Source organism: Clostridium sp. 10cd* (assembly GCF_044336395.1).
In the GTDB taxonomy this organism is placed as follows: Bacteria; Bacillota_I; Bacilli_A; order Erysipelotrichales; family Erysipelotrichaceae; genus Clostridium_AQ; species Clostridium_AQ innocuum.
This window is the reverse complement of record NZ_CP172347.1, coordinates 3,919,911-3,941,835: the sequence shown is the minus strand read 5'-3', so window position 1 is coordinate 3,941,835 and position 21,925 is coordinate 3,919,911. Positions and strand designations below refer to the sequence as shown.

The window sequence follows — 21,925 nt, the reverse complement described above, 5'->3', positions numbered from 1 at the left end:
TAGCATTCCGTCGTCTGTAATTCTGGGGTCGTTCGCGTTAACACAGCGTCTGTTCCTGTGTCTGCGGCAGTGCGGCAGGTGCGTGCAGGGGATTTTTCATAAACAGGGCGATTCCGCAAAGAATCAGCTGTGCTGCAGGGTAGGCCATCCAGATTCCGTTCAGCTGAAACAGGAAGGATAAAGCAAACAAACTTAAGGGTAATAGTAAGCAGGGCTCCATGTAGACCAGAAAAGTGGAATTTCGTGTTTTTTCTGTCGCATAAAAAATGGCTGATGTAACTCTGGTAATACCGAGAAAGGGAAAAGACAGCGTAGTGATCAAAATAGCAGTCTTCGCTCCTTCAAAGATGGCATCGCTGATTCCAAACAGAGCGGTCAGCGGATTCAGGAAGAGGACTACCGCTATGCAGAGAATCAGAGAAACCGCAATCGTTACAAAAAAGGCTTTTCGATACAGAATATGAATCTTATCCTCCTTTTTGGCACCGTAATAAAAGCTGATCAAAGGCTGTACACCGTCGCCGATTCCCTGAAGCAGCAGCTGTGCACTGCACAGTACATAGGAAACCACCGAATAAATGGTAACCGCTGCATCACCGCCATAACGCAGACACATCCAGTTGGTTAATACGATAACAAGAGAAGGTGCCATTGTCTGTCCGAAGGGGGAAAGTCCGATGCGGACGATGGATTGCACAAGCGGTACGTCCGGCACAATATCCTTTCGGGAATAGCTTTTAAGTTCTCTGGCATACATATAGAGCAGCGTAAGGACAGCGACGACACCCTGTGCAGTGATGGTTGCCCAAGCCGCACCTGCCAGTCCCATATGAAAACGGAAGACAAATAAATAATCGAGGATGATATTCGTCATCAGTCCGCTGCTCATGATTGCCGTTGCCAGAAAGGTTTTCCCGTAATTGCGCAGCAGTGGATTCAATCCGTTGCCAAGAACAGGGAGCAGTCCCCCCATAAGTACAACTATGATATAGGAGCGGGCCTGTGCATACATGGCTCCCTTCGCTCCCAGCATACGCAGCAGCATCGGGTGCAGTGCAAGCAGTCCTACAGACAAAATGATTCCACAGACAAGCAGCAGTGCCAGTGTCGATCCCATGGCATGGCGTGCCTTGTCCTCTTTTCCATCACCACGGCTGCGGGACATGACAACAGATCCTCCAATCCCCAGTCCGATTGCTGTAGCATTTAATATTACCTGTATCGGATAAGCGAGGTTGATAGCCCCCAGAGCAGTATCCCCCACTGCATTCCCTACAAACAACCCATCCACAATCGCATAGAAGCCGCTTAACAGCATTGTGAACATGGAAGGAAGCACATAGTTCCAGAACTGCTTGTGTATATAATCTTTTTTCATTTTGACTTCACCTCCGTGCGGATGTAAGTATAAACCCTGAAGCAGCTCCAAGGTCAAGGAAAAATCATAAAAAAATGAGGATTTAGTCCTCACATATGGGAATATACAGCTCTGCATAATAATTCTGATCATCCTGATAGCTGGTAAGGGGTATCTCCCGCAGATACAGGGTATTCTGCAGGGTTAGCTTCTGCTTTGCGGCATAGGTGAGCAGCGGTGCAATATCCTCAGGGTGAATCTGACTGTGGAGCATGTGGATCACAAGGAACACACATGGCTGCTTATGCGCTTTTATCAGCTGTGCCGGCGGGTAGTCCATGTGCAACTCCTCCATGATATCCTGTTCCAGTGCAATGATGGTTTTTCTCGGCTGTATGTCACAGTTATCGATATGATAGGTTTTAAACAGGGAGCAGAAGACAAACTGATCCTGTGTCAGATGGGCAATCTGCTGTGTGAAAAAATCACTTGTTTTTTCACTTTCAAATAGAATGACAGATGTCGGAAAGGCTTTGATACTGCAGATGTTCTGATTGGATTCCACTCTTTGATACGTCTCGGATATGCAGGTGAGCTTTTTCAGAAGCTGCTGCTCATACCGTATTTTTTCTTCCGTTTCCTGTTTCTTTTTCAACAGCAGCTCATACATATTTTCCCTGCTTCTGCTGGTGCAGATGGACTGAATATCCTGTAAGGATATATCCAGATGCCGGTAATATATGATATCCAGCAGCTCCAGAATATTATCCAGATCATATTCCCGATATTGGTTGTCCGGATTCACTGAAGGGTGTACCAGACCCTTTTTTTCATAAAAGCGAATCGTGTCACTGCTCAATCCAAGCAATTTTGCTATCTGTGAAATTTTATAGGTTTCCATAATTTCTCCAATTCTACCGAGCGCTGTGCATGATATCCCATGCAGCTTCCTGCAGATTTCCATACAGGTCTTTATGTGACATACGTACCAGCTTCAGCTCCTCCAGCAGCTGTTCCTTCTTTTTGATGTAAAAGACCATCTGTTTCCCCTCATGGTGCAGCAGCTTATTCCGCAGGACGCTTTGCAGCTCCTCATCATCACTGGCATAGTTTCCACACAGGAAGAACAAGCCGTTTTGGCGCTGTATGCGAATGTTATCCATGGCTGCCTGCACAAGCAAAACCTGTCGTAGGTCACGCTGCTTTATATAGGGCTGAAAGGCCGGTAATTCCCGCTGAATTTCATGCAGGAGCATTGCGGCACTCACGCTTCCGGAAAATGCTTCTGCGTCTTCCTCACGTAATGCTTTTCGGACATCCTCTTTCAAAAAGCCCAGACTGGAAAGCATACAGACCTTATCACTGTCCGGAAACAACGGGGCTTCCCTGCTCTCAAATACGAGAACCTGTCCGGTATCCCTTGTGGCATCCTCACAGGCGAAAAACAGTGCCACAAGAGGATTGGTTGTCAGGTCGAGCAAACGGGTGCACACCTGATAGTGCTGCATTTTCACCAGCTTTTCAAAATGGCTTCTGCTGTTATAAAAATCCATCGGATATTCAATCAGCGTCTGCTTATAGATGGCATCCTCCCGCACCGCCATGTCAGGACTGCGAAACAGGGAGGGAGTCATCTTATAATTCATATTCTGATGTCCGCGGAAATAGAAGGAAACATGCGCCCTACGATACAGTAGGATGATTTCCATATATTGCGGAAGGGAGGTGATTTCTACTAGCTGCACAGCATCCTTCTCATATAGAATAGCATCCTTAACCGCTATGTCTTTTTCATACCCTGCCTGTCTCAACAGCTCCAGCAGCAGCAGATGGCGTTTCTCCATCACCGCCGCGTGCTTTAAGGTGTAGTGCAGCAGTGTCTGATCGGATATCTCGGTAAGATATTGCAGCTGTGAAGCAGGGGTGTCCGCAACCAGAACATCTGCGCGGGTGATGCTTCTGCTGATATAGCGGTAGTCATAATATCCGTTGCTGCGCAGTGAGTATAGAATAACATTATGAAATGCAGTGCGAAAGCGAGGAAGCTTATAGAGCGTTGCTGCTTGCTTTTGAAGAACTTCTGTCATGGTATCATCTCCGTTTTGTTACCTTTATTATACGTAAGGTTTGGGGAAAATGAAAGAAGTATGCGTGGTTTTGCATAGGATGATGGATTACTTCAATGATGCTTCCTCTATGACCACCTGCAATTGACCTACTGGCAGGGCAGCTTTCTCTGTACGAAGGTACGTGTATGAAATGGAAAGGCACAGAATCATCCACTGGATTCCATGCCTTTATACGTTGCTTTGTCTGCTGTTATAAGAGAACTTCACAATGAGAGGCTGTATTCTCTTTCTGCTTGGACAGCTGTTTTTTAATGTTCTGTATGCGGCATCTGCCAGGCTTCATGATCGGTATGCAGCAGCTTCTCCGCAAGCTCTGAAAGCGGCTTTCCTAGATATTCATCATACAAAGCATGAATGGAGGGATTTTCATGCGAATAGCGAAGCTTGGCGTTGCGATCCAGATGATACAGCGTATCGGCACGCTCAGCCGCAAGCTCCTCCCCGTCATGGATCGGCTGTCCGCCTCCGCCGCTGCAGCCGCCCGGACAAGCCATAACCTCGATGAAATCATAGGCTACTTCCTTCCTGCGCATGGCCTCGATGAGTCTGCGGGTATTTCCGAGTCCGCTGACGATAGCACATCGTACCGGGATTCCCTGTATTTCAAATGTGGATTCCTTCCAGCCATCCATACCGCGGACATCCGCAAATGCATCCGCATCTGCATTTTCATCGGTCACAAAATAATAGGCACTGCGCAGGGCAGCTTCCATGACACCGCCGGTAGCTCCGAAAATCACACCGGCTCCACTGGCCGTTCCAAGCGGGTCATCCAGTGGATGATCCTGCAGATAGCCGACATCGATATGCTCGGCATGGATCATACGGACTACCTCACGGGTTGTCAAAACGACATCCACATCACGGTAACCGGAATCATTCATGACCGGAATATCAATTTCATGCTTCTTTGCAACACATGGCATGACAGAAATATTATAAATGCTCGATGGATCAACACCAAGCTTTTCCGCAAACCATGTTTTCGTAACAGCACCAAACATCTGATGCGGTGATTTTGATGTGGATAAATGGGAAACCATATCCGGATACTGCGATTTCAGAAAACGTACCCAGCCCGGACAGCAGGAGGTGAACATCGGCATTTCCTGCTCCTTATTATGGTGCAGTCGTTCCAGAAATTCACTGGCCTCCTCCATGATGGTAAGATCCGCTGCAAAATCCGTATCGAAAACATAATCAGCACCCATTCTGCGAAAGGCATCTCCCAGCTTTTCAATCGTTGCCTCTTCCCGACGCAGCCCGAGCGATTCCCCCCACGCGGCACGGACAGCCGGAGCAATCTGCACAATGGTAATTTTATCCGGATCGTTAAATGCCGCAAAGGCACGCTCGCTGTCTTCGCGCACATGCAGGGCATTCACCGGACAATGTGTGATACACTGTCCGCATAAGCTGCATTCCGCCTCTTCAATACTGCGGTTCAGGGATACATTCACTGTTGTACGGGAGCCGGTATTCTGCACATCCCATACCTGCAGGTTCTGTACCTTGTCGCATATCTGAATACAGCGCATGCACTTGATGCATTTGTTGCTTTCCCGAATCAAAGGAAAGCTTTGATTCCATGGGGTATACATCACCTTTTTTTCATACGGAAGGGAAGTGATACCCAGGTCGTTGCTTATCTTCTGCAGTGAACAATTTCCGCTTCGTGAACAGTAGGCGCATTCGCAGTCATGCTGAGAAAGCAGAAGCTCCACATTACATCTGCGTGCATAGCGTACCTTTGGGGAATTGGTATAAATGACCATCCCCTCCTGGACTACGGTGTTGCATGCGGTGACCAGCTTATCCTTACCCTGAAGCTCTACTACGCAGACACGGCATGCGCCAATTTCATTGATATCCCTGAGATAACAAAGATGAGGAATTTCGATATGTGCCTCTTTTGCGGCTTCTAGAATTGTCAGCTGCTCATCGACGGCAATCTGCTGATGATCAATCGTTATCGTTACCATTTTGTCGTTCTTCCTCCTTTGAATACACCGAAGCCGTAATGGTCGCAGCGCAGGCATCGTCCGCATTCCTGCTGTGCCTCCTCACTGCTCATACCATATTCAATCGGCTCAAAATCAGCATTTCGTATGGTGGTCTGTCGCTCCTTCAGCTGTATACGGCCGCATTTTGGACGATCTGCATAATTCGCCGCAGGAATGATCACATCGCATTCAATCGCATGATGATAGCCGAGATACTCATCAATATTGGCAGCCGCGACCTTACCTGCCGCAATGGCACGGATCACGGTAGCCGGACCGGTTACACAGTCTCCCCCGGCAAATATGCCTTCCATGTTTTCCACACCGGAATGATCCAGCGCGTCGATAGCACCATGGCGGATCGGGACACCCTCTTCCGCAAAATGCTGAGATTCTATACCCTGACCGATGGCCACAACGACGATATCACAGGGTATCCGTTTTTCCTCTGTATCCGCCTGCTTCGGTGAAGGACGTCCTTTGCGATAGGAAGAAATCATCTGCGGCTGTACCCATAAAGCCGCGACCTTCTGTTCCTCATCCAGTTCAATGCGCGTTGGTGCCTGTAAAGGCAATAGCTCACAGCCCTCCGCGAGTGCACCCTCAACCTCCTGCGGCAGGGCAGTCATATCCTCCTGTCGTCTGCGATAGGCGATTCCCACATAGGCTGCACCAAGCCGCTTACTGCTTCTGGCAACATCCATGGCAACATTTCCGCCACCGATGACGAGCACGCGTTTTCCCTTGAAGTCCGGCATGATGTCATCACCGATTTTCCGCAGCATCGTAACCGCTGAAATGACATTTTCTCCATCCTCTCCCGGAATACCCACTTTTTTATCTGTCTGTGCACCGATGGCGAGATAAACAGCATCAAATTCCTTATCCAGATCACACATGGCGATATCCTTACCGATATCCACACCGGTATGAATTTCCACACCTGCGGCTTTTATTACTTCGATTTCCTCATCCAGGCGTGCTCTGGGCAGCCGGTAGTTGGGGATTCCATAGCGGAGCATGCCTCCCAGGGATTTTCGTTTTTCATAAACTACTGTCTGATGCCCCATTCGCTGCAGATAATATGCAGCGCTTAAACCACCGGGTCCTCCACCGACAATGGCGATCCGCTTTCCGGTGGATTTTGCACAGGGCTCTGGCGGCACATAGCCGGCATGATCGACAGCATAGCGCTTGATACCGCGGATATTGATGGAATCATCCAGCATGTTTCTCCTGCATCGCGCTTCACACGGATGCTCACAGATATAGGCACAGACGGCAGGGAAGGGATTATCCTTCCGTATCAGTCGGACAGCATCGGCATTTCTTCCTTCCTTCACCAATGCGATATAGCCGGGAATATCCACACCGGCCGGACACATGGAAACACAGGGAACCGGCTGATTGAGACTGGCCGTACAGCGTCCGTGCAGGATATGCTCCTCATAATCATCCCGAAATCCCTGCACACCCTTCAGCACCATGTCGGCAGCCTCCTGTCCGATTGCACAGTCCGCACTCCATGAGATATTCTGTGCAGTCTTTTCAATCAGATCAATCGTGGAAAGCGCAGCTCTTCCCTCCAGTACATCCTCCAGCAGCATCTGCAGCTGTGCCAGACCGATACGGCAGGGTACGCATTTCCCGCATGTCTGTGCATGACACAGCTTCAGAAAAGCACTTGCCATATCAACCGGACAAAGGCCCGGCGGACTGGCGATGATTCTTCGTTCCAGATCCTTGTAGAGATCTTCTATGATCCGCTGCGCATTGGTAGCGGTCATAATCGTTAATCTGCTCATAGCATTCCTCCATAACTTGTTAACGGTTACATCTCCTTCAGTATAAAACAAAACGGGAACTTTTCCAACTGCTTTTGAAAGAATTCCCGTTTCTATGTCTGGTGTTATCAATTGCTGTTACATACTGCCGCTGTTATATGACCTCCACATCCTGTGTCAGTACCTCCAGTGTCCGTACGATACCATCACCTTCATTGCTGTGCGTAAGGAAGGCGGCATCCTTTCTCACCTCATCCTCTGCATTCGCCATAACGCTTACACAGCCTGCATACGGTGCCATCGCCTTGTCATTGGTACTGTCCGCAATCAACAGCACATCCTCCTTCTGAATGTCCATATCCTGCATAATACACTGTAATGCGGTTCCCTTATCCACATCGGCATGGACAATGCTGCACATATTTCTGCCGCTGCGAATCAGCTTGATTTCTTCCTCCAGGGTTTTCGGCATCCAGCTGATAAAGCCGTTTAAGGCGCTGCTTTCTCCGGTAACATAGAGCTTCAATACCGTATCACTGATGTCCTCAAATGCCTCCCAGGGACACAGCCGCATATCGTTCAGTAAAGCCTCCAGCTGTACATAAGGGTCAATGCCACTCGCATACAGACAGCCGTTTTCCACAATCGACAGTGTGACATCCTGTCCTTCGGCAAGTGCCTTGATTCTATCCACCAGCTTCAGCGAAACCTCTTTCTTCCGCAGTACGCGTTCACTGCCCATTTCCTGCAGAAAGGCTCCGTGACAGGCGGCGATATAACCCTTATACGTATTCATCTGTAGCTTTTCTGCGATCTTTTTCAGATTTTGCGGAGAACGGCGTGAGATCAGAGCCAGACGTGCACCGGCCTGCTGGGCCTGCAGCAGTGCTTCCTTTGTATCCTCGCTCAGTGTGTGATTGTTGGTTAGCAGTGTATCATCGACACTGCAGACGATCAGTTTATACATAAGATTGTCCTCCTTTTGACATATGCAGTGTAACGCAGAAACTCCTATCCTGTAAACAGACAAGGGAACGGTTGAAAAAAGGTTGACACGGTTTCGCTGTGGAAAACGGAAAATATGAAAAAAAATTGTCAAAGCACGAAAGAGGAATGACAAAGTTTTGTCATACCGCTATAATGAAGAGGAAAGGACGGATGTGTATGCATATACGGGAAACCTTACAGAATACCCGCAGCTGGAGTGCGAACGAGCAGGCCCTGTGTGATTATATTCTAAAAAACAGCATAGAGGTCATACGTATGAATGGCACACAGCTGGCACAGGCAGCTGCAGTCAGTACCTCCTGTGTCTATCGCTTCTGCCATAAGCTCGGCTTTGAGGGCTTTTCCGCCTTTCGCATTCAGCTGGCAAGTGAGCTGAACGAGAAGCTGAGCAGTCCCAGTGAGGTGAATTACGATTACCCCTTTACGGAAAAGGAATCCACCGCACAGCTGATTCAGACACTGGGCAGTCTGTATAAAACCTCGATTGATGAAACCATACGGCTGCTTGATATCACACAGCTGGAAACGTTCGCAGAGCATATTTATCAGGCACGCTTCACCTATATTCTTACGACGAATACCAATCTGCAGGCAGCGGAGAATTTTGCACGCAAGATGGAGGAAATCGGCATGCATATCCATGTCGCGGGGGAATTGCTGCAGCAGCGTCTGTACTGTGCCTCCGCCAAGCAGGGGGATGTGGCAATCATCCTTTCCTACGCGGGAATCTCCGATCATGTGCAGGAATGTGTAAAGCAGCTGTATGAGAATAAGGTAACCGTCCTGCTGTTATCCAGCAGACACGATAAGACACTGCATTATTTTGCCACCTGCCGTCTGTATCTTTGCGGCTTTGAATCCTCCTATCAGAAAATAACAACCTTTTCCTCTCATGTATCTGCACAATATCTGCTTGATCTTGTTTATTCCGTTATCTACCAGAAGAATTATGAGAAAAATATCGAGCATAGAGACCGTGCCTATCATGTATGCCGGCTGAAGGCGAAGGAGGAATCTGGGATGAAGCGTATGGAAACGAATAAAGGAGAGGAAACATGACATTTGAAACAATGAATGATGCATCCTATAGGCAGGAGGATGGAGCGATTATCCTGCATGCCAGCGCGAAAAGCGACTTTGTAGTGGGTCCGATTACTGGAAAGGCTCATGCCAGTGCAGCCTTTCTGTTTCAGCGGGTGAAAGGGGATTTTGTCCTGCAGGCAAAGGTGTCCCAGCGCTTTCTTTCCACCTATGATGCACCGGCTCTTATGGCAATGGAGTCTGAAACACGCTGGGTGAAGGCCTGCTTTGAGTATACCGATCTGCATACCAGAGCTGTTGTATCTGTTATAACGGATACAACCTCAGATGACTGCAATGGAGTGGAAACAGACAGCGATTCCATATGGCTGCAGCTATGCCGCAAAGATCATATATTTGCGATTCATTATTCTCTGGATGGGTTGCACTGGAGGATGCATCGCATATTACGCATGGAAATGGAAGAAGAATTAAAGGTCGGTCTGGTGGCGCAGAGCCCGCTGGGAGACGGCGGAGATTTTATCTTTGAAAAGGTATCACTGAAGCCGGAGCGAAAAGCGGATATACGAGGTGGAAACTGATTCCATACAGAACGGCTGAATACTGCAGGGAAAACGTGAGGTCAATAGGGCTGCACGTTTTCTTTTCTTGGCGCAAGCAGTGAAACATGTGCACATTCCACGGCTATGTGTGACATTTGTAGCCGGTATTCTCCCCTTCGGACAGGAAAAAGACTTCCACAGGATACGTTCCCGCAAAAGTCTATCGCTATCGTATTCTATTGTGCACTGAATGCCAGCTCATCATCGAGAGCATCCAGCATATTCAGGGAATTAAACTTCTCAATCAGCTTTTCCACTGTCAGCTGTTTCTTTTCCTCTTTTGGTATATCCATAATAATTTCCCCCTTGTGAAACATCAGCAGACGATCCCCGTAGGTGATGGCATGCTTCAGGTTGTGGGTGATCATGATGGTAGTCATTTTCTTTTCTTCCACAATTTTCTTGGTCAGCTGGATAATCAGATCGCTTGTTTTCGGATCAAGGGCAGCCGTATGCTCATCCAGCAGCAGAAGCTGCGGTGTAATCAGGGTTGCCATCAATAACGATAATGCCTGCCTTTGTCCGCCGGACAGGGAACCGACACTGACATGCAGCTTGTTTTCCAGCCCCAGCTGCATATCTGCAAGCTCTCTTTCAAACAGTGGAATCAAAGCCTTATCCACTCCCTTAGTAAGACCAAAGCTTTTTCCCTTATGATAGGCCATTGCCATATTCTGCAATATTGTCAGAGAAGGGGAGGTTCCCTTCTGCGGGTCCTGAAATACACGTCCTATAAACTGGGAGCGTTTATGCTCAGGAAGACGGGAAACATCCTTTCCGTTAAAGGAGACACTTCCTGCATCCTGTCGGATATTTCCGCTGATAACATTGAAAAACGTTGATTTTCCACTGCCGTTGGAACCGATAATCGTGACAAATTCACCGTCGTGGATTTCCACATTCAAATCCCTGTACAGGATGACCTCATTGGCACTGCCCTTGTTGAAGGTCTTTTTTACATGTTCTAGTTTCAGCATACTCTCACCTCACGATTCCTGAACCTTGCGATGGAAGAATTTCCCCATTACACCATTGCCGAGAACAAGCACCGCGATAAAGATGACAGCCATAATCAGCTTCAGAAAGCTTGGCGGCAGACCCACCTTTAAGGCAGCCGCAATCGTCAGCCGATAGGTGATGGCACCGAGAATTACACTTGTTGTGAAGCCGATGAATGTAAAGCGTTTGAACAGCGTCAGCCCCATGATGACAGAAGCCAGTCCCATAACGATCATTCCGGTACCCAGCGTGATATCAAAATATTTCAGAAACTGAGAAACCACTGCACCGGACACAGCGGCATAGCCGTTGGAGATGGCAAGACCGTTCATTTTGATATGTCCGATATCCTTTCCCAGTGTCGCAATCAACTGCGGATTGTCTCCTGCAATACGCATAAGAAAGCCGTATTTCGTATCCAGAAACCAGTCCATCAGCAGCTTCAGGAATAAAACGAGAACCAGCAGGATGAAAATCGGCCACAGCTTCACGATCCAGGTGCCCAGTGATCCTCCTGCGGAATTGCCAAGCAGCGCCCCGTAGGAGAAAATCGTGTCATAGGTAAACAATGGAATGTTGCTCATATCTCCGGCTACAATCAGATTGATTGAATACAGCCCCGTCATGACGAGAATACCGCTTAAAAGGCTGGAGATACCGAATTTAACATGCAGGAAGCCAGTCGCATAACCGGCCGCAAGTCCTGCAATAAATGCCACAATTAGTGAAAGAAACGGATTGATGCCATGCATTACACACATGGCACCCGCAGCAGCACCGAGAGGAAAGCTGCCCTCAACGGTCAGATCTGCATAGTCCAGAACCTGATAGGTCAGCAGGACTCCGATGGCGAGGATACTGTAAGCCAGACCCTGCGCCGTAACGTCTAATATAAAATCCATACGTATTCACACCTTACTTTATTCTTCTACAAACGTTGCACGTTCTGCCAGTGAATCCGGGATTTTAATACCCAGCTGCTCTGCGACCTTTTTGTTGATATACAGAGTGGTATCCTTTGCGGTTTCCACAGGGATATCGCCTGCTTTTTTACCATTGACAAGAATATCGTAGGCAACACTGCCTGCCTGCTCTCCAAGCTTTTCATAGCTGATGGAATCACTTGCCAGCAGCCCGGCCTTCATCTGCCCGTCCTCAGCCGCAAATACCGGAATATTCTTTGCATTTGCCTTATCTGTAATGGAGGCAGTAGCGGAAACGACCATATTGTCGGTAATATTATAAATACAATCAACATCGCCTGCCAGCTGTTCTGCAGCGGTTGCGATTTCTGTAGTAGCACTGACGCCTTTCTTGACGATTTTAAAGTTATATTTTGAAGCCAGCTTTTCCACCTGTTTCACCTGAAGCTTACCGTTTACTTCTCCGATATTGTAGATCATACCGATCTTCTTTGCTTCGGGCAGGAATTCACGAATCATCTCCAGCTGCTTTTCCAGCGGTGCGGCATCGCTGACGCCGGTAACATTGCCGCCCGGCTTCTCATTGCTGGTGACCAGCTTTGCTTCCACACCATCCGTTACTGCATTGAATACAACCGGAATATCTGTTCCACCGGTCGCATTTACGGCAGCCTGTGATGCGTTGGTCGCAATGGAATAAATCAGATCCACATCATCGGAGACGAACTGCTTGGCAATCGTATCTGCCGTTCCGTTATCCCCCTGTGCATTTTTTACCGTAATCTCAAACTTCGCATCACTCTTGCCGTTCAGATATTTCTCCAGTCCCTCTCTGGCACTATCGAGCGCAGGATGCTCCATCTGCTGGATGATGCCGATTTTATATGTCTTCTTTCCATCATCCGTTTTTTCTTTGCCGCTGTCGCCACTGTTTCCACATCCTGCAAGAAGCAGTGCCAGTGCAAGTCCTCCCAATAATTTTTTCTTCATAAGACTAACCTCTCTTTTCTATATGATATTATGATGATACCTTGTTTTGTACATAAAATCAATATTTTCATGAAAAACTTTCACATTTTTACCATGAAGTTTCACAAATTTGCATTTATAGCTGAAACCGTTACACAATATGCACAGCTATGGTATAATAGCGGATGAGATGGCATAAGGAGGATGTACGGTATGCTGCACATATACAGTGGAAACGGAAAGGGAAAGACGACTGCCGGCTTCGGCCTGGTTCTGCGTCAGACGGGATATGAAAGGCGTGTTGCGGTAGCGCAGTTTTTAAAGGATGGCACAAGCGGAGAGCTGCGTGCTTTGCAGGCTTTATCCTGCGTAAAGGTGCGTGCGACACGAATGCCGCATGGGTTTTATTTTCAAATGCAGGAGCAGGAGCAGCTGGAAACCAGACAGGGGATACAGGAGCTGTTCGCATGGGTAAAGGACAGGGCAAAGGAATGCACATGCATCTTTCTTGATGAGGTTCTGGATGCTGTACAGCTGGGGCTGCTGAAGGAGGAAGAACTCCTGCATTTTTTACAGGAGCACCGGGATTTGGAAATCATCCTCACCGGCCGCAATCCCTCGCAGGAGCTGCTGGATATATGTGACTACCATACGGAGATGGTGGAACACAGGCATCCTTATCAAAAAGGCATAGCTGCACGCAAGGGTGTGGAGTATTAGAAAATCAGGAGGATAAGAAAATGGCAATGGAACAGGCAAGAGCATACCTGAAGCAGTATCATAAGGAACAGGACATACTGGTGCTGAACGCATCCAGTGCGACCGTGGAACAGGCGGCACAGGCCCTTGGAACACAGCCGGAGCGCATTGCAAAATCGCTTTCCTTTATGGTGAGGGAGCATGCCGTTATCGTGGTTGCTGCCGGTGATTGCAGGGTGGACAATCATGCATATAAGGAAACCTTCGGCTGTAAGGCGAAAATGCTGAAGGGGGATGAGGTGGAAGCCTATACGAATCATGCCATCGGCGGTGTATGCCCGTTTGGTGTACCTGCGGATACCCGCATATATCTGGATGTTTCGTTAAAGCGGTTTGATTTTGTATATCCTGCCTGCGGTACACCGAATTCCGCAATCAGGCTGACCATTGCGGAGCTGGAGACACTGCTTCCGCAGGCAGCGTGGGTGGATGTGTGCAGGATAGCTTAGGATGAAGGCAGATCGTCTGTACGCGATAACCCTGTATCTCTTGAATCACAAACGGGCAAGCGGACGCTGTCTTGCGGATACCTTTGAGGTGTCCCTGCGCTGTATTCAGCGGGATATGGATACCCTGTCCATGGCAGGTGTCCCCATCATTGCGTATAGCGGCGTGAATGGAGGCTATGAGCTGCAGGAGGGATACAAGCTGCCTGTGGCTCTGGTAAAGGAACAGGATCACGCTATCATTGCGGCATCCCTGGACAGTATGGAGAGTGCCGGTCTGCATAAGGAGGTACAAACCGCGAAGCTGCTTTTTCCAAAGCATGAGGAAGACACCTTGGGGGTGCAGCTTGATTTTTCCGTTGCGAATGAAACGGCTATCGAACAGCGCAGGCTATTACAGTCTGTGATTGCCGCAAGGCACAGCGTTACTTTTCAATATACGGACGCTCAGGGGAAGCAGACAAAACGCTTCTGCGAGGCGGTGGCACTGATTTTTCGCTGGTATGCCTGGTATCTGGTCGGCTGGGATGTGGATAAGCAGGCCTATCGGATGTATAAGCTGGTACGGATGGAACAGCTACAGGAAGCTGAACATACAAATCGTAAGCATCCCTGTCTGCGTGAAATTCTGAAGCAGCTGGATGAGACGGATACGCAGGTTATCTGGACGATCAAGCTGCACTGTCAACCGGAGGCCAGAGGCAGAGTGCTGGAATATTTTCAGGGAACAATCATGGAGGTATATGCGGACACATCCTTTCTGTATTGCATGCAGGTACCAAAGCAGGAGCATTTCTGGTATGCAAGCTTACTCGGCATGGGAAATACTGTACGGGTGCTGGAGCCGGAGGAGCTGGTGGAACGCATAAAAGCAGACTGCAGGGCAATGCTGAAGCAGTATGAGAAATAAACAGGAAACTATGACATAGTGCTGTCGTAGTTTTTTTGGTATGATAAAGCAGGAAATGAGGTGCTTTATGAGAGAGGATAGAGGAATGGCATACTGCGGTCTTGCCTGCTGTGTGTGCTCGGAATCAGATTGCCCAGGCTGTCATGCGAGGGGCTGTGAGCATAAGGATATGTGCGGTATTTTGGCCTGCTGCCTGAGAAAAGGAATGGACGGCTGTTATGTGTGTGACGAGTTTCCCTGCGATGAGGATATGCTGAAGAAAAGAAGAATGCGTGTTTTTAATCAATGCCTGCAAAAAAGCGGACCGGCAGAAATCATGCGTTGTTTAAAACGCAATGAAGAGGCGGGGATACGGTATCATCATACAGGGCAGTTGATTGGCGACTATGATCTGGAAAATGATCGTGACATTGAGGAGCTGTTGATGAAAGGCGGTGTGCATAGCAGAGGGTGATGGAACCAAAGGAAACACCTCGCGACTAAGCCACGAGGTGTTCCATAGAAATTCACATGTATTTCTACAGGAGCGTACGTTAGATACAATGAAGCTTTTCATCATGATTCTCTTGGATGCAGCTTAATACGCAATAAGGAAGCAGATATAAAGTATCATTATGCAGGACGAGAAGACTGAATCACTGCGAGATGGAATATGACACATTCATCAAAAATTTGAAAGATGTTATGATACATCAGAAACCACAGAAGAGCATTGCCGTTTGGATTATCCAGGTCTGTCGGGAAAGAGGAAAGGCGAATGCAGTAGGAGCGAGGGTTTCCCCTTGAGTGGTTTCCTGTACAAAGTAATTTATATACCCCTATCAACAATAATGGCAAGGAATTCTATAGACCGTTGACAGCGGGCCTTGGCGCAGAATTAGCATTTCACTAAGTGTATATTTTCAGAGTGATCCGGGACACTGTAACACGATTGCATTGGAAAAAGATCACGCCTGTATTTATACCGGATGAAGGGAACTGGGCGACTGCGTAAATGATTTGGATATCCGTGTGTTTGAATGGGAGTCAAGGATATCCAGAGTTCAGGTAGATTATAAAAACGGGTATGAAAATGAGGAAGATGATGAGCTGTCACATATGTCAGTACAGCTGCCGGTTTATGCATATACAGATAATGAGTTACCCTTTTCGTAGGAAATTATCCCTGCTTTTTTTCAAACAATTTGACATCAAAGAGGTGAATGATTAGACTTTCTTTAAATAAGTACCGATTTTAGCTTTATTCCGTTAGATACTGTAGCTATTAAGAATAGTATACCATAAAAAGTTGAATAATGTAATTCTATATTTTAAAAATTATTTTGATATGATATAGGTGAAAGAAGTACTATTTAAAGGAGGCGAATCATATGAAAAAAATAGCAGCTATCATCGTATCATTATGTCTTTGTGTTGGAGTGTTAGGAGATGTAAAGTATACTGTTAGTTCAAAAGAAATACCGGAAAAGTACATTGTAGAAACAGGCTCATACAGCCAAAATCAAAAAGAGCAGCTTGAAAACGCAAATTATGTATTCTCAGAGAAGGAATTGAAAGACACTCCTTTTGAGGGTCAAAAAGTTGAAGTAATTAAAGGTGAATTATATGTAAATGGAAGAATCATTTGGACCATTAAAATTTGGATTTTATCTAAAGGTATTCCAATTTTAATAGGATGGATGGCAGCAGGTGGTGTGGTAAAACAGGCTACAAACAAAATAATAAAAGCAGAGTTAATAAATAAAGTTAAGTTTGCATGGAACAAATACAGCAACATGACTGATGCTTATGCAGATGAACAGCAGAATTTACAGTCTGTAAAACTTTCTAATGGCAACCAATGTGTTTTAGCCCCAAGTGGTAAATACTTTAATTGTATGTATTCCGCTTAACTTGTAAGTGAGAAATAAAATCAAAAAACAAGTGCCTGATAGAAATAAGCCATTAGTTGAGAAAGAAGAGCTGGAGAATCTTATTAAAGAAATGATGACTGATAAAGAGGTAGAAGATCTGCTGAAGGAAGGCTTTACCCGAGAACAAATTGCATATGTGGCCAATGAAAAGAAGAAATGTGATGAGCAAGGTAGGGTTATAGGTAAAATCATAGATATCCTAACATGGATATTTCCGGATTTTAAATAACCTCAATTAAGCCGAGTTTGGCAAGAAAAATAAGAAAAGAGAATGAAATCCTACGCGTTATTCGTAGTTTAAATTCTCTTTTTTGCTTATATTATACCAGGAGGTCTCTTCTATACACTGAAGCTATGAACGTAACGCCTTATACATGTAAAAACGGACGATATTTTAAGCTCAGCTGCTCGTATTGAACGAATGCTTCCGGATATTCACCTATCACAGATTTTCACCATTTGAATCAATCACACTTCGATACCAGTCGTAGCTGTCTTTTTTTAGCCGACGCTTTGTCCCATTTCCATAATCATCCTGATCGACATAAATGAATCCGTAACGCTTACTCATCTCGGAGGAGGAACAGCTGATAATATCTATGGGACCCCATGGATAATAGCCGATGACCTCTACTCCATCCATGATCGCTTCCTTCATGTTTCGGATATGTTCCCGAAGGTAAGCAATTCTACGCTCATCATGAATGCATCCGTCCGAACTGATTTCATCAAAGGTCCCAAATCCATTTTCTGCAATGATAATCGGCTTTTGATAACGATCATAATAATAATTCAACACCGTTCGCAGACCAAGCGGATCGATTCCCCAGCCCCATTCACTAGCCTCTATATAAGGATTGGATACCGCCCCATCATCATTTACATCAGCACAGGAATTGCTTTCGCTGGAAGATGCACACGTGTAATAATAGGAAATCGCCAGAAAATCTGCAGGGTTTTCCTTTAACATGCGCTCATCCTCCTCCCGGATATCCAGCCGTATATCGTGCTCCTGAAAATAGCGAAGCATATATCCCGGATACTCTCCGCGCAGCAGAAGATCAGAGAAGAAATATTCACGCTGATTACGCTGCATATTCGCAAATACATCCTCCGGTTTACATGTCAGCGGTTCGCTTAGACCATCGTATACCATCATCCCAATCTGAAAATCCGGATTTATTTCATGTCCTATTTTTGTTACGATAGCACTTGCTGTGCATTCATTGTGTATTCCCTGATATTTCGCTTCCATAAGGTTAGAAACGCGATCACTGGGGATTCCCAGATGATTGAAGGATTCGTGATGAATCAGGTTGATCTGATTGACGACAATCCAGTACTTTACCTTATCTTTATATCTTCGCATAACCGTATCAGCATATTTTACAAAGAAATCGATGGTTTTGCGATGATTCCATCCATTATAAGCAGTTGCCAGATGCAGCGGCATTTCATAATGTGATAAGGTAATCAATGGCTCCATGCCGTTTTTAATAATTTCATCGATCAGATTATCATAAAAGCGTAGACCTTCTTCGTTTGGAGTAGTCTCATCTCCGTTGGGAAAGATTCTTGACCAGCTGATCGAGGTGCGGAAGGAGTTCATTCCGGTGCCTGCCAGCAGCTTTAGATCTTCCTTGTAAGTGTGATAAAAATCAATTCCATAGCGCTTAGGATAATAACCTTTTGTATCCTGCAGAGCAGCTTCGATATCCTTCATGGATGTCTCCTTGTTTGATTTCTTTTTAAGATCACCCTTATCCTGCACCTTGAGAATATCCGCAACACTCCATCCTCTCCCGCCTTCCAGAAAAGCACCCTCTGCCTGATTCGCTGCAATGGCACCTCCCCATAAAAAATCTGCTGGAAATCCTTTTTTTAATTGCTTCATATATCTGTCTGATTCTGCGTTTCTTGCAGAATTTCTCCTTTCCATTTATAATAAAGGGATGCATACGGCATCCCTTTTTGCTTTACAGTTCTTCACCGTTTGTTTGAATTACATGCTGATACCAGGTAAAGGAATCCTTTCGAATTCGTGCATTGCTGCCGTTACCGCGATCATCACGATCCACGTAAATATAGCCATAGCGCTTGCTCATTTCTCCCTGTGAGCAGCTGACGATATCGATTGGTCCCCAGGATGCATACCCAAATACCTGAACCCCGTCGAGGATGGCTTCCCTCATGGCCTTGATATGCTCACGCAGATAAGCAATACGGTACTCATCATGAATGTGTCCGTCAATGACCGTATCAATCGCACCAAGTCCGTTCTCCGCAATGAAGATAGGAACATGATAACGGTCCCAGTACTGATTCAAAGAGTTTCGGAATCCGAGAGGATCGGTAGCCCAGCCCCAGATAGAGGTTTCCAAATACGGATTTTCTTTAGGCTGAGGCTGCGACGCATCTACGATTCGGGTGAAGTAATAAGAGAAGGAGAGAAAATCTGCAGGGTGTTCCTTTAACAGCTTCAGTTCTTCCTCCTTTGCATGGATCTGTATCTGATGATCCTTGAAATAACGAAGAGCATAACCGGGATATTCCCTGCGCAGTAAAACATCACTGTAGAAATAGATGCTCATCTGCATCCGTTGCGTATTAGCAAAAACATCCTCCGGGCGACAGGTGGCAGGATATAATGCATCATCTCCCAGCATCATACCAATCTGCATTCCCGCATCGATTTCATGCGCCAGCTTTGTGGCTTTTGCACATGCGACAAACTGATGATGCGTAGCCTGATATTTTGCGCTCTCCCAATCCTCATATCCGTCTTCCACCATACCCAGACTGGCGAATTCTCCCCAGCCGCCAAGGGAATTGATCTGATTCAATAGTATCCAGTATTTTACTTTTTTATGATACCGTTTAAACAGTATCTCACAGAAGCGGACAAAGAAATCAATCATTTCAGGCGCATACCAGCCCTTGTATTTTGTAATAAGATGAACCGGCATTTCATAATGAGAAACGGTCATGACAGGCTCAATCCCGTTTTTCAACATTTCATCAAGGAGTGCATCGTAATATCTCAGTCCTTCTTCATTCGGCAGATCCTCATCCCCGTTTGGGAAAATGCGGGTCCAGTTGAAGGATGTACGAAAGCAGCTGAATCCCATTTCCTTCATCAGTGCAAGATCTTCCTTATAGGTATGATAGAAATCAATGCCGTGCCTTCTTGGATAATAGCCATCCTTATCCTGCAGTGCTTCTTCGATTTGCTGAGCGGTATGTGTAAATCCAACGACATGCTTGCGGTCATAGTGTTCCGGAAGAATTTCAATATCAGCCATGGACGGCCCTTTTCCATCGATATTCCATGCGCCCTCCGCCTGATTTGCGGCAATAGCACCACCCCATAAAAAGCCCTTCGGAAATCCGGTTGCTGTTTTCCACATATTATTTCTTCAGCTTTCTATACAGACGTATCATATTCTGTGTTAAGTTGACCTCGCTGTTGATGGTCATCAGTGTATCCTGTGCATGTGTGAAAAGCAATGTTGTTTGCAGTTCATCCTCATTGATGGAGCTTTGTATCATTTCGGTCTGAATCACATGAGCCTTCGTTATTTCTTTTTTTGCAGCGGTTATTTTAGCCTTTATATCCTCCTCACTTTTATCTTCCAGGAGGGCATTGACTGCCTCATTCAACAGATTGCGACAATCACCTGCATGTAAGATGATTTGCATAGCGGCACTGTTAAGCTGTTCGATCGTAGTTTTTTTCATAACACCCTTCCTTTCTATGCTTCTTCTGTACGCTCACGCATTGCTTTGCGCTTTGCCAGCTGATCCTTTTTCTTTTCATCCTCTTCTTCCTTTTGCATACACTGTCTGTCATATACCTTGAAGAACGGATAATAAATAATCCAGGATAAGACGAATATGAAGAAGGTAAACAACAGACCGATCATGCCGCCAACTGCATAGGAGCAGATTGGTCCAGGCAGATACCAGAAGGAGAATAAGGTCGTTATTTTCGGCAGGATATCAAAGTATAAGGCAAGCCAGGTCAATGCAGGGGCAAGCAATCCGACTATCCACATAGGAACCATTAGAATCGGATTAAATGCGATTGGTGCACCAAATACAAGGGGTTCATTGATATTGCATAAATTCGGTACCAGGGAAGCCTTGCCAATGACCTTGCATTTCTTTGATTTTGCCATAAACAGCATCATGAGTCCAAGCGCCAAGGTACAGCCGCCTCCGCCGAGGGTGAAATAATAGGAAACTCCGTCTGCATTTATGACAGATGCTGCGTTTCCGGCAGCGACAGCCGCCTGATTTGCGGCAATCCCCTGTAAAATCAAAGCTGATTCAATTGGATAGATGACCCATGTGGAAATACCGAAGGTGTACAGAAAGGTATAGCCGAAGAAATACAGTACCACAAAGCCGAGAAAGCTGTCACCCGCACTCAAGATCGGAGAGAATAAGGTATAGATACAGTCAAAGATATTGATGTGCAGCTGGAAGATAAACAGCCATCCGACGAACAGGATAATGAGAATCGGAATCAGTGTATCAAACTAGACTGTGATGAAATCCGGAATAGCGCTGTCTTCTTTAAAGAAGGAATGTGTAGAGAATGCGTTCATCAAAAAGCCTACAAACAAGCCTGCCATTAAGGCCGCAATCATACCGCCGTTACCAAGCGTGGAGCTTTGAAACAGAATGTTACCCGCTTCATCAAAGGTGGGGCCTACCAGCATCAGGAAAAAACCGATACCTGCCAGACCTGCTTCCTTCTTTGTCTTATTGTGCCGTTTCTTTTCCATAAGCAGGTAAGGCACCAGATAGGCAAGGTACAGGGACAGCAGACCCAAAGAGAAGGTTGACAATGGACTGAAATCCGGGAACCCGTCAATCAGACCTCCAAAGGCTGTTAGTATTGTTGTAAATGATCCGATAAAGATCATTGGCATTGCAGTTAGGATCGCTTCCTGTACAGACGCAATCCAGGGATTACGCGCAAGCTTGTTCATTTTCGGAGCAAATTTGTTCGTCATCCAATCCATGAATTTTTTCATATGTTTCTCCTCATTTTTTCATTTTGTTTAAGTTACTTTA

23 protein-coding genes are annotated in these 21,925 nt (G+C 46.4%); 9 read left to right on the top strand and 14 right to left on the bottom strand.

Annotated features, from left to right (window positions below; genetic code table 11):
* Positions 1-37 precede the first annotated feature (37 nt).
* The 6 genes from ACG3M1_RS19675 to ACG3M1_RS19650 form a co-directional block, all read right to left on the bottom strand.
* Positions 38-1,378: an MATE family efflux transporter gene (locus tag ACG3M1_RS19675; protein ID WP_065532510.1), complete on the bottom strand. Its 1,341-nt coding sequence runs from the start codon at positions 1,376-1,378 to the stop codon at positions 38-40.
* 82 nt (positions 1,379-1,460) lie between these two features.
* Positions 1,461-2,258: a MerR family transcriptional regulator gene (locus ACG3M1_RS19670; protein ID WP_002605889.1), complete on the bottom strand. Its 798-nt coding sequence runs from the start codon at positions 2,256-2,258 to the stop codon at positions 1,461-1,463.
* Between the two features lie 13 nt (positions 2,259-2,271).
* Positions 2,272-3,444 carry an FRG domain-containing protein gene (locus ACG3M1_RS19665; protein WP_002605888.1) on the bottom strand — a complete coding sequence of 391 codons (1,173 nt, stop codon included), beginning with the start codon at positions 3,442-3,444 and terminating at the stop codon, positions 2,272-2,274.
* 290 nt (positions 3,445-3,734) lie between these two features.
* Positions 3,735-5,468, bottom strand: a complete 1,734-nt coding sequence (locus ACG3M1_RS19660; RefSeq protein WP_109769750.1) for a [FeFe] hydrogenase, group A — start codon at positions 5,466-5,468, stop codon at positions 3,735-3,737.
* Positions 5,462-7,294, bottom strand: a complete 1,833-nt coding sequence (locus tag ACG3M1_RS19655) for an NAD(P)-binding protein (protein WP_395814480.1) — start codon at positions 7,292-7,294, stop codon at positions 5,462-5,464. Before ACG3M1_RS19655 ends, ACG3M1_RS19660 begins: the two co-directional genes overlap by 7 nt.
* A 133-nt stretch (positions 7,295-7,427) precedes the next feature.
* Positions 7,428-8,240, bottom strand: a complete 813-nt coding sequence (locus ACG3M1_RS19650; RefSeq protein ID WP_002605885.1) for an HAD hydrolase family protein — start codon at positions 8,238-8,240, stop codon at positions 7,428-7,430.
* A gap of 197 nt (positions 8,241-8,437) precedes the next feature.
* Here ACG3M1_RS19650 and ACG3M1_RS19645 point away from each other — a divergent pair, with 197 nt between their 5' ends.
* Both ACG3M1_RS19645 and ACG3M1_RS19640 read left to right on the top strand, forming a co-directional pair.
* Positions 8,438-9,340 (top strand): MurR/RpiR family transcriptional regulator, encoded by a 903-nt coding sequence (locus ACG3M1_RS19645; protein WP_233105299.1) that lies wholly within the window; start codon positions 8,438-8,440, stop codon positions 9,338-9,340.
* A complete protein-coding gene (locus tag ACG3M1_RS19640) occupies positions 9,337-9,903 on the top strand; it encodes a DUF1349 domain-containing protein (RefSeq protein WP_002605883.1) in 567 nt (188 codons plus the stop codon). The genes ACG3M1_RS19645 and ACG3M1_RS19640 overlap by 4 nt, the downstream gene beginning before the upstream one ends.
* A 197-nt stretch (positions 9,904-10,100) precedes the next feature.
* Here the strand turns inward: ACG3M1_RS19640 and ACG3M1_RS19635 are convergent, their stop codons facing one another.
* From ACG3M1_RS19635 to ACG3M1_RS19625, 3 genes are read right to left on the bottom strand one after another with little or no spacing between them, the layout of a single operon-like run.
* Positions 10,101-10,901: an ABC transporter ATP-binding protein gene (locus tag ACG3M1_RS19635; RefSeq protein WP_002605882.1), complete on the bottom strand. Its 801-nt coding sequence runs from the start codon at positions 10,899-10,901 to the stop codon at positions 10,101-10,103.
* Between the two features lie 9 nt (positions 10,902-10,910).
* Positions 10,911-11,825, bottom strand: coding sequence for an ABC transporter permease (locus ACG3M1_RS19630; RefSeq protein ID WP_395814477.1), 915 nt, complete (start codon positions 11,823-11,825; stop codon positions 10,911-10,913).
* Between the two features lie 18 nt (positions 11,826-11,843).
* Entirely contained in the window at positions 11,844-12,836 is a 993-nt protein-coding gene (locus ACG3M1_RS19625) for an ABC transporter substrate-binding protein (protein ID WP_109769746.1), read from the bottom strand.
* Positions 12,837-13,028: 192 nt separating this feature from the next.
* On the opposite strand from ACG3M1_RS19625, the gene ACG3M1_RS19620 reads away from it, so the two are divergent.
* From ACG3M1_RS19620 to ACG3M1_RS19590, 7 genes are all read left to right on the top strand, one after another.
* Positions 13,029-13,535 (top strand): cob(I)yrinic acid a,c-diamide adenosyltransferase, encoded by a 507-nt coding sequence (locus tag ACG3M1_RS19620; protein WP_002605879.1) that lies wholly within the window; start codon positions 13,029-13,031, stop codon positions 13,533-13,535.
* Between the two features lie 20 nt (positions 13,536-13,555).
* Positions 13,556-14,023, top strand: coding sequence for a YbaK/EbsC family protein (locus ACG3M1_RS19615; protein ID WP_395814475.1), 468 nt, complete (start codon positions 13,556-13,558; stop codon positions 14,021-14,023).
* A gap of 1 nt (position 14,024) precedes the next feature.
* A complete protein-coding gene (locus tag ACG3M1_RS19610) occupies positions 14,025-14,930 on the top strand; it encodes a helix-turn-helix transcriptional regulator (RefSeq protein ID WP_002605877.1) in 906 nt (301 codons plus the stop codon).
* A 67-nt stretch (positions 14,931-14,997) separates the two neighbouring features.
* The gene (locus tag ACG3M1_RS19605; protein WP_395814472.1) at positions 14,998-15,384 is read left to right on the top strand and encodes a DUF3795 domain-containing protein; all 387 of its coding nucleotides are present in this window, start codon (positions 14,998-15,000) and stop codon (positions 15,382-15,384) included.
* 557 nt (positions 15,385-15,941) lie between these two features.
* Complete coding sequence (locus ACG3M1_RS19600; protein WP_181392516.1) at positions 15,942-16,085, top strand: hypothetical protein; 144 nt, start codon at positions 15,942-15,944, stop codon at positions 16,083-16,085.
* Positions 16,086-16,300: 215 nt separating this feature from the next.
* Positions 16,301-16,822, top strand: coding sequence for a hypothetical protein (locus ACG3M1_RS19595; RefSeq protein ID WP_002605875.1), 522 nt, complete (start codon positions 16,301-16,303; stop codon positions 16,820-16,822).
* A gap of 7 nt (positions 16,823-16,829) precedes the next feature.
* On the top strand, positions 16,830-17,072 hold the full coding sequence (locus ACG3M1_RS19590) for a hypothetical protein (protein WP_002605874.1): 243 nt from the start codon (positions 16,830-16,832) through the stop codon (positions 17,070-17,072).
* Positions 17,073-17,285: 213 nt separating this feature from the next.
* On the opposite strand, the gene ACG3M1_RS19585 is transcribed toward ACG3M1_RS19590, so the two are convergent.
* The 5 genes from ACG3M1_RS19585 to ACG3M1_RS19565 all read right to left on the bottom strand — a co-directional run bounded on the left by ACG3M1_RS19585 (position 17,286) and on the right by ACG3M1_RS19565 (position 21,885).
* A complete protein-coding gene (locus ACG3M1_RS19585; protein WP_008816643.1) occupies positions 17,286-18,737 on the bottom strand; it encodes a glycoside hydrolase family 1 protein in 1,452 nt (483 codons plus the stop codon).
* Positions 18,738-18,819: 82 nt separating this feature from the next.
* Positions 18,820-20,250, bottom strand: a complete 1,431-nt coding sequence (locus ACG3M1_RS19580; protein ID WP_395814469.1) for a glycoside hydrolase family 1 protein — start codon at positions 20,248-20,250, stop codon at positions 18,820-18,822.
* 1 nt (position 20,251) lies between these two features.
* Positions 20,252-20,581 carry a PTS lactose/cellobiose transporter subunit IIA gene (locus tag ACG3M1_RS19575; RefSeq protein WP_002605871.1) on the bottom strand — a complete coding sequence of 110 codons (330 nt, stop codon included), beginning with the start codon at positions 20,579-20,581 and terminating at the stop codon, positions 20,252-20,254.
* 14 nt (positions 20,582-20,595) lie between these two features.
* Positions 20,596-21,372: a PTS transporter subunit EIIC gene (locus ACG3M1_RS19570; RefSeq protein WP_395815473.1), complete on the bottom strand. Its 777-nt coding sequence runs from the start codon at positions 21,370-21,372 to the stop codon at positions 20,596-20,598.
* A 12-nt stretch (positions 21,373-21,384) separates the two neighbouring features.
* On the bottom strand, positions 21,385-21,885 hold the full coding sequence (locus ACG3M1_RS19565) for a hypothetical protein (RefSeq protein ID WP_395814466.1): 501 nt from the start codon (positions 21,883-21,885) through the stop codon (positions 21,385-21,387).
* Positions 21,886-21,925: the final 40 nt, after the last annotated feature.

Excerpts from the sequence above, each read along its gene's own strand:
- ACG3M1_RS19645 (WP_233105299.1), top strand. The coding sequence starts at position 8,438 with ATGCATATACGGGAAACCTTACAGAATACCCGCAGCTGGAGTGCGAAC.
- ACG3M1_RS19605 (WP_395814472.1), top strand. The coding sequence starts at position 14,998 with ATGAGAGAGGATAGAGGAATGGCATACTGCGGTCTTGCCTGCTGTGTG.
- ACG3M1_RS19565 (WP_395814466.1), bottom strand. The coding sequence starts at position 21,885 with ATGAAAAAATTCATGGATTGGATGACGAACAAATTTGCTCCGAAAATG.
- ACG3M1_RS19620 (WP_002605879.1), top strand. The coding sequence starts at position 13,029 with ATGCTGCACATATACAGTGGAAACGGAAAGGGAAAGACGACTGCCGGC.
- ACG3M1_RS19655 (WP_395814480.1), bottom strand. The coding sequence starts at position 7,294 with ATGAGCAGATTAACGATTATGACCGCTACCAATGCGCAGCGGATCATA.
- ACG3M1_RS19615 (WP_395814475.1), top strand. The coding sequence starts at position 13,556 with ATGGCAATGGAACAGGCAAGAGCATACCTGAAGCAGTATCATAAGGAA.
- ACG3M1_RS19580 (WP_395814469.1), bottom strand. The coding sequence starts at position 20,250 with ATGTGGAAAACAGCAACCGGATTTCCGAAGGGCTTTTTATGGGGTGGT.
- ACG3M1_RS19630 (WP_395814477.1), bottom strand. The coding sequence starts at position 11,825 with ATGGATTTTATATTAGACGTTACGGCGCAGGGTCTGGCTTACAGTATC.
- ACG3M1_RS19595 (WP_002605875.1), top strand. The coding sequence starts at position 16,301 with ATGAAAAAAATAGCAGCTATCATCGTATCATTATGTCTTTGTGTTGGA.
- ACG3M1_RS19585 (WP_008816643.1), bottom strand. The coding sequence starts at position 18,737 with ATGAAGCAATTAAAAAAAGGATTTCCAGCAGATTTTTTATGGGGAGGT.
- ACG3M1_RS19650 (WP_002605885.1), bottom strand. The coding sequence starts at position 8,240 with ATGTATAAACTGATCGTCTGCAGTGTCGATGATACACTGCTAACCAAC.
- ACG3M1_RS19660 (WP_109769750.1), bottom strand. The coding sequence starts at position 5,468 with ATGGTAACGATAACGATTGATCATCAGCAGATTGCCGTCGATGAGCAG.
- ACG3M1_RS19635 (WP_002605882.1), bottom strand. The coding sequence starts at position 10,901 with ATGCTGAAACTAGAACATGTAAAAAAGACCTTCAACAAGGGCAGTGCC.
- ACG3M1_RS19670 (WP_002605889.1), bottom strand. The coding sequence starts at position 2,258 with ATGGAAACCTATAAAATTTCACAGATAGCAAAATTGCTTGGATTGAGC.
- ACG3M1_RS19625 (WP_109769746.1), bottom strand. The coding sequence starts at position 12,836 with ATGAAGAAAAAATTATTGGGAGGACTTGCACTGGCACTGCTTCTTGCA.
- ACG3M1_RS19640 (WP_002605883.1), top strand. The coding sequence starts at position 9,337 with ATGACATTTGAAACAATGAATGATGCATCCTATAGGCAGGAGGATGGA.
- ACG3M1_RS19575 (WP_002605871.1), bottom strand. The coding sequence starts at position 20,581 with ATGAAAAAAACTACGATCGAACAGCTTAACAGTGCCGCTATGCAAATC.
- ACG3M1_RS19610 (WP_002605877.1), top strand. The coding sequence starts at position 14,025 with ATGAAGGCAGATCGTCTGTACGCGATAACCCTGTATCTCTTGAATCAC.
- ACG3M1_RS19675 (WP_065532510.1), bottom strand. The coding sequence starts at position 1,378 with ATGAAAAAAGATTATATACACAAGCAGTTCTGGAACTATGTGCTTCCT.
- ACG3M1_RS19665 (WP_002605888.1), bottom strand. The coding sequence starts at position 3,444 with ATGACAGAAGTTCTTCAAAAGCAAGCAGCAACGCTCTATAAGCTTCCT.